This is a genomic window from Luteimonas galliterrae, from assembly GCF_023374055.1.
GTDB classification, from domain to species: domain Bacteria; phylum Pseudomonadota; class Gammaproteobacteria; order Xanthomonadales; family Xanthomonadaceae; genus Luteimonas_C; species Luteimonas_C galliterrae.
On the sequence record NZ_JAMBEP010000002.1, the window covers coordinates 315,099 to 326,508 of the forward strand.

Annotated in this window: 10 protein-coding genes, 1 tRNA gene and 1 riboswitch; of the genes, 5 read left to right on the forward strand and 6 right to left on the reverse strand. The window is 65.4% G+C overall.

Features of this window, described 5'->3' with window-relative positions:
• Positions 1 to 71 precede the first annotated feature (71 nt).
• On the reverse strand, positions 72 to 2,078 hold the full coding sequence (locus M2650_RS12060) for a hypothetical protein (RefSeq protein ID WP_249474826.1): 2,007 nt from the start codon (positions 2,076 to 2,078) through the stop codon (positions 72 to 74).
• 178 nt (positions 2,079 to 2,256) lie between these two features.
• Positions 2,257 to 2,350, forward strand: a riboswitch (S-adenosyl-L-homocysteine riboswitch).
• A gap of 52 nt (positions 2,351 to 2,402) precedes the next feature.
• Between M2650_RS12060 and ahcY the strand changes: the two genes are divergently transcribed.
• From ahcY to M2650_RS12085, 5 genes are all read left to right on the forward strand, one after another.
• Positions 2,403 to 3,833, forward strand: coding sequence for an adenosylhomocysteinase (ahcY, locus tag M2650_RS12065; protein WP_249474828.1), 1,431 nt, complete (start codon positions 2,403 to 2,405; stop codon positions 3,831 to 3,833).
• A 171-nt stretch (positions 3,834 to 4,004) separates the two neighbouring features.
• Positions 4,005 to 4,832: a methylenetetrahydrofolate reductase [NAD(P)H] gene (gene metF, locus M2650_RS12070; protein ID WP_249474830.1), complete on the forward strand. Its 828-nt coding sequence runs from the start codon at positions 4,005 to 4,007 to the stop codon at positions 4,830 to 4,832.
• 184 nt (positions 4,833 to 5,016) lie between these two features.
• Complete coding sequence (locus M2650_RS12075) at positions 5,017 to 5,682, forward strand: hypothetical protein (RefSeq protein ID WP_249474832.1); 666 nt, start codon at positions 5,017 to 5,019, stop codon at positions 5,680 to 5,682.
• A gap of 53 nt (positions 5,683 to 5,735) precedes the next feature.
• On the forward strand, positions 5,736 to 6,416 hold the full coding sequence (locus tag M2650_RS12080) for a DUF4124 domain-containing protein (protein ID WP_249474833.1): 681 nt from the start codon (positions 5,736 to 5,738) through the stop codon (positions 6,414 to 6,416).
• A gap of 161 nt (positions 6,417 to 6,577) precedes the next feature.
• Positions 6,578 to 7,489 (forward strand): branched-chain amino acid transaminase, encoded by a 912-nt coding sequence (locus tag M2650_RS12085; RefSeq protein ID WP_249474835.1) that lies wholly within the window; start codon positions 6,578 to 6,580, stop codon positions 7,487 to 7,489.
• Between the two features lie 92 nt (positions 7,490 to 7,581).
• On the opposite strand, the gene M2650_RS12090 is transcribed toward M2650_RS12085, so the two are convergent.
• The 5 genes from M2650_RS12090 to M2650_RS12110 all read right to left on the reverse strand — a co-directional run bounded on the left by M2650_RS12090 (position 7,582) and on the right by M2650_RS12110 (position 11,388).
• On the reverse strand, positions 7,582 to 8,928 hold the full coding sequence (locus M2650_RS12090; protein ID WP_249474837.1) for a sensor histidine kinase: 1,347 nt from the start codon (positions 8,926 to 8,928) through the stop codon (positions 7,582 to 7,584).
• Positions 8,915 to 9,598, reverse strand: a complete 684-nt coding sequence (locus M2650_RS12095) for a response regulator transcription factor (RefSeq protein ID WP_144898066.1) — start codon at positions 9,596 to 9,598, stop codon at positions 8,915 to 8,917. The genes M2650_RS12090 and M2650_RS12095 overlap by 14 nt, the downstream gene beginning before the upstream one ends.
• A gap of 276 nt (positions 9,599 to 9,874) precedes the next feature.
• On the reverse strand, positions 9,875 to 10,804 hold the full coding sequence (gene rimK / locus M2650_RS12100; RefSeq protein WP_249474839.1) for a 30S ribosomal protein S6--L-glutamate ligase: 930 nt from the start codon (positions 10,802 to 10,804) through the stop codon (positions 9,875 to 9,877).
• Positions 10,801 to 11,262, reverse strand: a complete 462-nt coding sequence (locus tag M2650_RS12105; protein ID WP_249474840.1) for an ATP-dependent zinc protease family protein — start codon at positions 11,260 to 11,262, stop codon at positions 10,801 to 10,803. Before M2650_RS12105 ends, rimK begins: the two co-directional genes overlap by 4 nt.
• Positions 11,263 to 11,314: 52 nt before the next feature.
• A tRNA-Gly gene (locus M2650_RS12110) sits at positions 11,315 to 11,388 on the reverse strand.
• Between the last annotated feature and the right edge of the window lie 22 nt (positions 11,389 to 11,410).

An 11,410-nucleotide genomic window follows, 5' to 3' on the forward strand; every position in this document is an offset into this window, starting at 1 on the left:
AACGGTTCCGCCGTCGGTCCAAATGAAAAATGCGCCGGGCCTCCACCCGGCGCATCGTCCCCTGCAGGCGCCTATTGCGCGGCAGGATTGCTGTCGACGTTCTCGTAGCTGGCCAACAGGGACGCCAGATAATCGCGTTCGTTGTCGACGGCGATGACTTCCGACAATTCCTGGGTCAGGCCCGACAACGCCCCATCGGCGTGCAAATCGGGGAATTTCTCCAGCAGCAGCGCCGCGGCCTGGTCGCTCAGGCCTTCGCGCATCATGGTTTCGATCTCGCCTTTGATCGCGCCGAAGGTTTCCGAGCCGGTGATCGAGTCGGGCAGGATCGTCGACACCACATTGCCTCCCGGCAACAGCTTCAAGCCGTCCTGTCCCAGCGCCCAGGCCAGATCGAGGCCGAACTCCAGGCCTTTCTGCTGCGCGGCATGTTTGTCGCTCGCGACCTGAGTGGCCTGCTCCAGCCCGTTGTCGATATGGCCCAGCACGCTGCCTGCGATATGGGTCATTTCGGCTTGATTGCGACCGTACTTGTCGGCGAAGTCGGCGTCGCTGAGCGTATTGACGTCGTTGATGATCGTGCTCAGTTTGTCGACCAGGAACTGGCTGGTGGCGTCGCGCGACGCGCCGGTGGGGTCGGTGAACAACACATTCTGCGCGAAGTTCTCCAAGGCTTTCGGGAACGGATGTTCGTCGTCGAAGCGCGCGCCGTTCGTGCTGGTCGCCTCACTGACCATGCGATCGAAGTCGGACATCAGGATGCGCGACAGGCCGTCCTTGAGCATCGTGTTGTCCTGCCACTGGTCGCGATTCGCGTCCAAGCCGTTCGAGGCGCTGTAGAACACGTCGTCGCGCACCGATTGCAGCGCCGCGTAGCTGTACGGCGGCGGCGGCAGGAAGCGGTCCGGCCCGCCGCGATAGGTGCTGTCGACGCTGAGCGTGTTGACCAGCCGGGCGACGCCGTCGTACGCGACTTCCTGGCCGACCGGCCCGCGCGCATCCGGATCCTGGATCCGCTGGTTGTCCGCGTCGTAGGTGTAGGCGTCGAACGACGCGACCTGGGTGGGATTGGCCATCGCCAAGCTGATGAACCGGTCGATCGTGCCGCCCTCGGCGCCGCCGTCGGCCTGCAGGTCGATCATGCGGCTGACCTGGTTTTCGGTGCTGGTCCCGCTCAGCACATAAGCCGCGGCCGCGGCGAGGCTTTCGCGGTCGCCGTCGCTGAGCCGGCCGATGGCGTCGTCGGAGAATTGGAACTGCCGGTTCGCTACATCCTGTCCGGCCAGCGCCAACTCGCTGGCGGCGCGGAAGAACGCGTTCTGCATGTCCTGCGCCCGGCGGCCTTCCAGACCGCCGAACAATTGCGCCACGCCGGTGTTGAGGTCGCCGCCTTCCATGGCCCAGTGCTCGACCATGCGCGCGATGTCGGCATCGTTGAGCGCGCCGCTCTCGTACATGTTCTGCAGCGCGTTGCGCGCGGCATCGATCTCGCCGTTGGCGTATTCGGCGGACAGGTCGTTGTAGCGGTTGGGATCGGCGACGTTGCTCAGGTATTGCGCGGTCTTCTCCGCGCCGAGCGCGGCGAAGTAATCCTGCAGCCACTGCGGATCGTCCTGGTGCTCGCGCACGAAATGCATGAACTGGGTGGTGGCCGAGGCCTCGGTATCGCCCATGCCGCCCTGCGCGACATGCTCGGTCTGCGCGGCGGCCGCGGCGGGGTCGTCGAAGTCCGCTTGCGTGCCCGCCGGGATCGCCGGCGCATCGCTGACGAAGGTCGCGGTGTCGTTGAAGAGAGGCGAGTCGGCGACGACCGCGTCGATGTCCTCCCGCGAGATGTCGCCGTCCGCCGCGTACAGGCCGCCGCCGTCCTTTCCGGTATCCAATAAAGCGTATTGGTCCGGATGATCGAGCAAATATTGCGCGGCAGCGCGCTGCTCGGCGGTGAACCGATCGCCGTTGGCGACCGCCTCGATGTCCTCGCGGCTGACTTTGCCGTCCGTGCTGCCGCCGTGGGCGGCGGTGTCGAAGACGTCGAAATGACGCTCGAAAGCGGTGATATTCGGATTCAGTTCGGGCATGACGGCGATCCTCGACGGAGGGACGGCCCGATCTTAGGTCGACGCTGCGCACACCATCAGCTAGGGCAAACCCGCGTAAGGCATTGTTCCGAAAGGCTGAACAGGCAAAAGAGGCCGTGCACCGGCGTCCTCAGACATATCCTTCCATCGCGAGAAAGCGATAGAATTACGCCCCTGCCCCGCCGAGGGGCGCTGCGACTGTTGGCGGGCCCCGCGGGCCCGTAAAAACAGCCAGGCTCGGCGAGGTTCCACTTCAACGGCGCCCGTTAATGCGAGTCCAAGCCCTCTCGAAAGAAGGCGGACTCCCAACAACGGAGCAACACCATGAACGCTGTCGTCAAAACCTTCTCGACCGAAGGCGATTACAAAGTCGCCGACATCACCCTGGCCGATTGGGGCCGCAAGGAAATCGATATCGCCGAGCACGAGATGCCTGGCCTGATGTCGATCCGCAAGAAACACGCCGCGACCAAGCCGCTCAAGGGCGTGCGCGTCACCGGCTCGCTGCACATGACCATCCAGACCGCGGTGCTGATCGAGACGCTGAAGGACATCGGCGCCGACGTGCGCTGGGCCTCGTGCAACATCTTCTCCACCCAAGACCACGCCGCCGCTGCGATCGCCGCGACCGGCACGCCGGTGTTCGCGTGGAAGGGCGAGTCGCTGGAAGAATATTGGGATTGCACGCTCGATGCGGTGACCTTCCCGGGCGGCAAGGGCCCGGAGCTGGTTGTCGACGACGGCGGCGACGTGACGCTGCTGATCCACAAGGGCTACGAGCTGGAACAGGGTTCGAAGTGGGTCGACGAGCCGGCCTCCTCGCATGAGGAAGGCGTCATCAAGAACCTGCTCAAGCGCGTCGCCAAAGAGCGTCCCGGTTTCTGGACGAACGTGGTCAAGGACTGGAAGGGCGTGTCGGAAGAGACCACCACCGGCGTGCACCGCCTCTACCAGATCGCCGAACAGGGCAAGCTGCTGGTGCCGGCGATCAACGTCAACGATTCGGTCACCAAGTCCAAGTTCGACAACCTGTACGGCTGCCGCGAGTCGCTGGCCGACGGCCTGAAGCGCGCGATGGACGTGATGCTGGCCGGCAAGGTCGCGGTCGTGTGCGGCTACGGCGACGTCGGCAAGGGTTCGGCGCACTCGCTGCGCGCTTACGGCGCGCGCGTGATCGTCACCGAGATCGATCCGATCTGCGCGCTGCAGGCGGCGATGGAAGGCTTCGAAGTGGCGCCGGTCGAGGACACGCTAGGCACCGCCGACATCTACGTCACCACCACCGGCAACAAGGACGTGCTGACGCTCAAGCACATGCAGTCGATGAAGAACCAGGCCATCGTCTGCAACATCGGCCACTTCGACAACGAGATCCAGGTCGATGCGCTGAACGCTTCGGGCGCCAAGAAGATCAACATCAAGCCGCAGGTCGACAAGTACGTGATCGCTCCGGGCCAGGAAATCTTCCTGCTCGCCGAAGGCCGCCTGGTGAACCTGGGCTGCGCAACGGGCCACCCGAGCTTCGTGATGTCCAATTCGTTCTCCAACCAGACGCTGGCGCAGATCGATCTGTGGGCGAACAAGGACAAGTACGAGAAGACCGTGTACCGCCTGCCCAAGGCATTGGACGAGGAAGTCGCGCGCCTGCACCTGGAGAAAATCGGCGTGAAGCTGACCAAGCTGACCCAGGAACAGGCCGATTACCTCGGCGTGGCGGTGGAAGGTCCGTACAAGCCGGATCACTACCGCTACTGAGCCTTAAAAAGCCGTCATTCCCGCGAAGGCGGGAATCCAGTGACTTTAGCTTTCGCATAATCATTGGAATGGCGTCAAAGTCGCTGGATCCCCGCCTTCGCGGGGATGACGGCTAAAGCTAAAAGCAAAAAAACAGACCCGGCCACGGCCGGGTCGGTTCCGGAGCAAGCGATGCGGACACCGATCAGTTTCGAATTCTTCCCGCCCAAGACCGAAGAGCAGCGCGCGCAGCTGGACAAGGTCGCGTTGCGGCTGAAGAAGCTCTCGCCCGAATACGTGTCCTGCACCTTCGGCGCCGGCGGCTCGACGCTGGACTACACACCGGAAACCGTGCACCGCCTGCACGGCATCCACGGCCTGGATGCCGCGCCGCACATTTCCTGCGTCGGCGGCACGCGCGCGGAACTGGGCGCGCTGCTCGAACGCTACAAAGGCATGGGCTGCAAGCGCATCGTCGCGCTGCGCGGCGACCTGCCCTCGGGCATGGGCCACACCGGAGATTTCCGTTACGCGACCGATCTGGTCGAATTCATCCGCCGCGAGCACGACGGCTTCTTCCACATCGAAGTGGGCTGTTATCCGGAAACGCATCCGCAGTCCGAGCACGCCATGGCCGACCTGAAGCACTTCAAGGCCAAGGTCGACGCCGGCGCGGACGGCGCCATCACCCAGTACTTCTACAACGCCGACGCGTATTTCCGCTTCGTCGACGACGCCCGCAAGATGGGCATCGCGATCCCGATCGTGCCCGGCATCATGCCGATCTCCAATTTCAGCCAATTGCGTCGCTTCTCGGAAACCTGCGGCGCCGAGATCCCGCGCTGGATCGGCAAGCGCATGCTGGCTTACGGCGACGACGTCGACAGCATCCGCGAGTTCGCCACCGACTTCGTCGCCGACCTGTGCCGGCGCCTGGTCGAGGGCGGCGCGCCGGCGCTGCACTTCTACACGCTGAATATGTCCAAGCCGACTTTGGGCGTTCTGTCCAGGATCGCCTGAACGCGCGGCGTCGTTCCATTCGAGCCGTCGCCCTGCACTATTCCTTCGCGGAAATTAAAAGGGCCTGTACGGGAACCGCAGTCGCCTTATTCATGTTGGCTGCGCTTCAGTTCCAACGCCTTTTCACACGCTTCGGTCACGCCGACAAGAGAACCATGCGCGCACATGTTTGACGTGCGCCGAAATGAATAGGACGCTGCTCGCTACAGCCACAGTCGCGCTATCGCTGTCCGCCACTCCGGTGTTCGCGCCAGTCGCGGCATCCAGTGCGCTGCGCCGCTGCCAGTCCGCGGACGGCGTGCCGATCTACACCGACAAGGCTTGTGCCGCCTTCGCTGCCAAATCCGTGGCGATATCGAGCGACTTGCGCTTCCGGATCGCGAGCGAAGCTTCGCGCGAAAATGCAGCGGCATCGGTGACCGGTTCGGCCGACGCCGAGCCGCTGGCCGTCGCTGCGCCGGCCTCGCGCCGCCCGCTCGCGGCCGGCTGCGCACGCACGCCCATGCAGTTGACGATGGATCTGCGTGCGGCGGTGACGTTGGGCGACGTGAACCGCGTCGCCGAGAGTTATCACTGGGCGGGCATGTCGAGCCGGCAGGGTCGGCGCACGCTCGACAGGTTGCAACGGTTGATCGGCGAGCCGACGGTCGAGGCTCACTATTACAATGCGCAAATCTCGTTCGCGCCCCCATCCCCCGACGAAGACGAAGCGTGGACCCCCGACTCGTCGCCTGGCGGCATGGGCGGCAATGCCGGTGTGCTGCAGCTGGTATTGGGCCAAGGCACCGCGGCCTCGTTCGTCGATTTCGATGTCGAGCGCCATGCCGGCTGCTTCTTCGTGAAATTCTGAATCCGGGCGTTGTGGCCCTTTCCGGTGATCGCGGCGGGCGCTAGTCTGCTGCGATGCCGTCCTTGCTTCCGATCCGACCCCTGACGCCGTTGCTGGCGGCCGCGCTGATGGCGGCCGTGTGGTTGTGGCCCTCCCATGCGCAGGCGCAGGTGCGCCGCTGCACGGGCGCGGACGGCAACCCTGTCTACACCGATCGTCCTTGCGAATACATAGGCGCGGTCGAACGCCTGCCGCGCGCGCAGGTGGCCACGCAGGCGGGCGCCGCGCGCTACGGCGGCTGCGCGCGCACGGTGCGCGATCTGGTCTACGAACTCACGGCCGCTTTCGACGGGCACGACGCCAACCGCTTGGCCGGCGTGGTGCACTGGGTCGGCATGTCCACCCGCAACGCCTACGCGCAAATGGGTCGCCTGGACGCCATCGCCAAGCGGCCGCTGCTGGACATCGTGCCGGTGTATCCGTCGATGCGCGTCGTGGTGCCCGCCGACCCGGTATCCGCCGGCAACACCGACGCCGCCTTTCCTTTCAGTCTCGAAGGCCACGGCCAGGACGTGCCGGATGCGGAACCGGCGCCGGCGCCGCAGGAAACGGTCGAAGACATCTACCCGCAGACCACCCGCAACCGTCCGCCGGTGGCGCTGCGCATCGAACAGACGATGGCCAACGGCAGTACGCCGTCGCGCACGGTGTTCGGGCTGACGCGGCATCTCGGTTGCTGGTGGATACGCCTCTGATCCTGTGGGAGCGGCTTTAGCCGCGAGCTCTTTCAAGCGAGGGCGCGCGAGCATGCGTAAAAGCTCGCGGCTAAAGCCGCTCCCACAAAGAAAAGACCTTCAATTCCGGCTTCAGGCACAATACCGCTCCTGACTTTCGCGTTTTTCGAGGAATTCCGGCCATGCAGTACCCCGAATGGATCTGGCACAACGGCGCCATCAAACCGTGGGCCGAAGCGACTACGCATGTGATGTCGCACGCGCTGCACTACGGCTCGTCGGTGTTCGAAGGCATACGCAGCTACGACACCCCGAACGGCCCGGCCATCTTCCGCCTGACCGACCACAACCGCCGCCTGTTCGCATCCGCCAAGATCTACGACATGGCGATTCCGTATACCGTCGACGACATCAACGCGGCCTGCCGCGACGTGATCAAGGCCAACGGCCACACCACCGATTACCTGAGGCCGGTCGCTTATCGCGGCTTGGGCGGCTTCGGCCTGTCGGCCGATACGCCGACCGACGTCGCCGTCGCGACGTGGAAGATGGGCCAGTACCTGGGCGCCAGCGTGGTCGAACAAGGCATCGACGCCTGCGTGTCCAGTTGGCAGCGTTTCGCGCCCAACACCATTCCGGCCGGCGCCAAGGCCGGCGGCAATTATCTTTCCGGCCAGCTGGTCGCGCGCGAAGCGCGCCGGCTCGGTTTCGGCGAAGGCATCGCGCTGGCCTCTACCGGCCTGCTCAGCGAGGGCGCGGGCGAGAACCTGTTCCTGGTATTCGACGGCGCGCTGCATACCACGCCGGTCAGCGCCGCGCTGCTCAACGGCCTCACCCGCAACACGCTGATCACGCTGGCGCGCGACGCCGGCATCGCCGTGTTCGAGCGCGACCTGCCGCGCGAATACCTGTACTTGTGCGACGAGCTCTTCATGTGCGGCACCGCGGCGGAGATCACGCCGATCCGTTCCGTCGACGGCCGCCAGGTCGGCGCCGGCAAACCCGGCCCGGTCACCAAGAAGATGCAGGAACTGTTCTTCGGCCTGTTCGACGGCAAGACGCCGGACAAGTACGGCTGGCTCGAAGCCGTATAGCTTTTCGTGGGAGCGGCTTCAGCCGCGAGCTTTTTCGGCGGCTGAAGCCAAGATCAAAAGATCGCGGCTGAAGCCGCTCCCACAACGATGCCTTACCCTTCGCGCGGCGCGGAGAAGGTCAGGGTCGCTATCACGCCGCGCTCCTCGCCCGGCACCACGCGCACCTGCCAGTTGTACAGCGCGCACAGCCTGCGCACGATCGACAGGCCGATGCCGCCGCCCTGCGAATGTTCGGCGTGGGTGCCGCGGTAGCCGCGTTCGAACAGGCGCGCCGCATCTTCCGCGCTCAGGCCCGGGCCGGAGTCGATCACTTCCACCGCCTTCTCGCCCGGCAGCAGCCGCACGATCACCTCGCCCGAGTTCGTGTACTTGACCGCGTTGCCGATCAGGTTGCCTAGCGCGACGTTGACCGCCGATTCGGGCGCATCCACCACCAGGCCGCGCTCGCCTTCCATCCGCAGTTCCAGCGGCTTGCCGCCCAACTGGGTGCGATGCGCGTCGAGCAGCTGCTCGGCCAGTTTGGCGACGTCGGTGGCGCCGTGGCCGCGTTCGTTGCGCGACAGCAACAGCAGCGCGCTGATCAGGTCGGTGCATTGCTGCTCGGCGCGCTGGATGCGCTGCAGCCGCGCGCGGGTCTTGTCGTCCAGGTCGGGCCGCGACAGCAGCAGCTCGACCGCGCCCTTGATCACCGCCAGCGGCGTGCGCAGTTCGTGGCTGACATCGGCGTTGAACTCGCGGTCGCGCTGCACCACTTCGGTCAGGCGTTCGGCGTAGTCGTCCAGCGCTTCGGCCAGCTGGCCGACCTCGTCGTCGGGGAAATGCGCCGCCAGCGCTTCGGGCTCGGCGCTGCGGCCGGAAGCCTGCAGGCGCCGCGCCAGTTCCGACACCGGGCTCATCACCCGCGACGCCGCCCACCATCCGACCAGCAGCGACAACAGGGTGAAGAAGATCACCGAGCTGTAGATGGCGCGGTTGAACTGCGCCTCGCTGCGCGTGGCCTGGGTCATGTCGTAGGCCAGGAAGAACCATTCGTTGGGCGTTTTGCGCACCGCCAGCTTGTAGGCGAACGGGCTGCCGTCGGCGTTGCGGCCCTGGATGCTGTGGATGCCGTCGGCCAGTTCGTACCAGTCGGGCTGCTCGATGCGCAGTTCCTCGAAGCGATCCTTCCTGACCACCCGGCCGAGCATCTGCTGCACGCCGAATTCGGGTTTCTTGTTGGGCTCGGTGAAGTATTGGCGCGCGTATTCGTCGATGTTGCGGTTCATCACGTCTTCGACGATCTCGTTCTCCACCCGGCCGCGCGTCCAGTTGGTGGCGAACGCGAACAGCGCCGTCAGGCCGAAGCCCAGCAGCACGAACGAGAGGATGATGCGGCTGCGCAGCCGCCGCCGGTAGCGCGATGCGTGCCGCGCGGGCGCAGGCGACTCAGGCGCCGGCATCGGGCTCGGCGATGCGGTAGCCGATACCGTGGCGCGTCTGGATCAGTTGCGTGGGGAAAGGCTTGTCGACCACGGCGCGCAGGCCATGGATGTGCACGCGCAGCGAATCCGAATCGGGCAGCTCCTCGCCCCAGACGCGGGTTTCCAGTTCCTGCCGCGTCACCACCGCCGGCGAAGCTTCCATCAGCGCCTGCAGGATCTTCAGCGCGGTCGGGTTGAGCTGCAGCAGCTTGCCCTCGCGGCGCACTTCCAGCGTATCGAGGTTGTATTCCAGGTCGGCCACTTCCAGCACGCGGGTCTGCACGCCGCGCCCGCGGCGCGACAGCGCGTTGAGGCGCACTTCCACTTCCTGCAGCGCGAACGGCTTGATCAGATAGTCGTCGGCGCCGGAATCGAAACCGGCGAGCTTGTTGTCCAGGCTGTCGCGGGCAGTCAGCATCAGCACCGGGGTCTGCTTGCGCGCCTCGTTGCGCAGCTTGCGGCAGACTTCCAAGCCATCCAGGCCGGGCAGATTGAGGTCGAGCACGATCGCATCGAAGTCGTTGACCACGGCCAGGTGCAGTCCGGTGACGCCGTCTGCGGCGAAGTCGACCGTATGGCCGCGGTCTTCGAGGTAGTCGCCCAGGTTGGCGGCGATGTCCTGGTTGTCTTCGATGACGAGGATGCGCATCAGGCTGTCCGGAAGTGAATGGGGGTTCGACCGTCACCGACGCGGTCGGTTCCGGCGATCGACCGGCATTCTGGCACACGCCGCCGAATGTTAAGGGTGAAAGCGTCGCGCCCAGAAAAAAGCCCAAGCGGTGTTGGCCGCTTGGGCGAAAAGTACTGCCCCGATTACCGTAATCTGCTTTCTCGACAGGGATAGTCCAACCAAGAGGAACGCAGGATTTCGGTCCGGACTAGGCTACGCCGGGGTCGATTAAAGCGCAGTTAAACCAGATGCTAATTATTTGTTAAGCACACCCGTAACCAAGCCATTGCGACGCTGTTCGCCGGGGCGCTTCTTCTGCTTACGGGCGATAAATTCGACGATCTTGCCGGCAATATCCACGCCGCTGGCCGATTCGATGCCTTCCAGGCCCGGTGAGGAATTGACCTCCAGGATCAGCGGCCCCCGATGGGAGTGGATCAGGTCTACGCCCGCCACCCCCAACCCGAGGACCTTGGCGGCCCGTACCGCTGCGGCCTGCTCCGCGGCATTGGCGATGGCCGGCACCGCAGTGCCGCCGCGATGCAGATTGGAACGGAACTCGCCTTGCTCGGCTTGGCGCCGCATTGCCGCGATCACCTGGCCGCCGACGACGAAGCAACGCAAGTCCGCGCCCTTGGCCTCCTCGACGAATTCCTGCACCAGGAAATTGGCGTACAGGCCGCGCAAGGCTTCGATCACGCCACGCGAGGCCGAAGGTTTCTCGGTCAGCATCACGCCTGCGCCCTGCGTGCCTTCGTTGAGCTTGATGACGTGCGGCGGCGGGCCGAGCATCGACAGCAGGTCGACGGTGTCGTCGGGGTTGTCGCCGAATACGGTCGTCGGCAGGTCGATGCCCTGCGCCGCGAGCAACTGATGCGTGCGCAGCTTGTCGCGCGCGCGCAGCACCGCGCCGGCGGGGTTGGGCGTGTAGCTGCCCATCAGCTCGAACTGGCGCAGCACCGCAGTGCCGTAGCGCGTGATCGAAGCGCCGATGCGCGGCAGCACCGCGTCGTAGCCGGCCAGTTGCCGGCCCTTGTAGTGCATCTGGAAGCCGTCGCTGGCGATGCGCATGTAGCAGCGCAGCGGATCGAGCACGCGCACGGTGTGGCCGCGTTCGCGCGCGGCGTCGACCAGGCGGCGGGTCGAATACAGCTTGCCGTTGCGGGACAGAATCGCGAGTTTCATGCGGCGCCTGTGGGAAAAGTGGGCCGCGGCGGGCGGCCGTGCAGGAACGAGCTTGCGGGATCGATGGTGAACAAACCGGTCATGGCGGTGCGGCCGAGCAGCATCGGGAACAGCATGGCGCCGCGATTGGTCAGATTGATTTCGATCTCGCGCTCGAGTCCGGCCAGGCGCAGCGTGGTGCGCAGGAAGATGCGGCGTTCGCCGCGCCCGCCCGAATCGACCACTTCGCGCTCGTCGTGGATCGGCGCCTGCGCCTGGATCGACAGGCCACGCGCCTTGCCGTGCGAAAGGCGGAACCCCACCCACGGCGCGCCGCCCTGGCTGAAGCGCCATTGCTCATCTACGTGCAAGGCCGAACTGCGCGCGCCGGTGTCGATCTTGGCGCGCAGCCGCGGAATGCCCAGGGCCGGCAGTACGACCCATTCGCGCCAACCCAGAGTGACCAGCGGATCGGGCATGACGTCTCCGCAGAAGGCGACGGCGACCTGGTGGTCGCCGTCGCTGTGTGGTTGGAGCGGGTGATGGGAATCGAACCCACGCTAGCAGCTTGGGAAGCTGCAGTTCTACCATTGAACTACACCCGCGCTGGCGAAAGTCTATGCCTGC

Excerpts from the sequence above, each read along its gene's own strand:
- M2650_RS12060 (WP_249474826.1), bottom strand. The coding sequence starts at position 2,078 with ATGCCCGAACTGAATCCGAATATCACCGCTTTCGAGCGTCATTTCGAC.
- ahcY (WP_249474828.1), top strand. The coding sequence starts at position 2,403 with ATGAACGCTGTCGTCAAAACCTTCTCGACCGAAGGCGATTACAAAGTC.
- metF (WP_249474830.1), top strand. The coding sequence starts at position 4,005 with ATGCGGACACCGATCAGTTTCGAATTCTTCCCGCCCAAGACCGAAGAG.
- M2650_RS12075 (WP_249474832.1), top strand. The coding sequence starts at position 5,017 with ATGAATAGGACGCTGCTCGCTACAGCCACAGTCGCGCTATCGCTGTCC.
- M2650_RS12080 (WP_249474833.1), top strand. The coding sequence starts at position 5,736 with ATGCCGTCCTTGCTTCCGATCCGACCCCTGACGCCGTTGCTGGCGGCC.
- M2650_RS12085 (WP_249474835.1), top strand. The coding sequence starts at position 6,578 with ATGCAGTACCCCGAATGGATCTGGCACAACGGCGCCATCAAACCGTGG.
- M2650_RS12090 (WP_249474837.1), bottom strand. The coding sequence starts at position 8,928 with ATGCCGGCGCCTGAGTCGCCTGCGCCCGCGCGGCACGCATCGCGCTAC.
- M2650_RS12095 (WP_144898066.1), bottom strand. The coding sequence starts at position 9,598 with ATGCGCATCCTCGTCATCGAAGACAACCAGGACATCGCCGCCAACCTG.
- rimK (WP_249474839.1), bottom strand. The coding sequence starts at position 10,804 with ATGAAACTCGCGATTCTGTCCCGCAACGGCAAGCTGTATTCGACCCGC.
- M2650_RS12105 (WP_249474840.1), bottom strand. The coding sequence starts at position 11,262 with ATGCCCGATCCGCTGGTCACTCTGGGTTGGCGCGAATGGGTCGTACTG.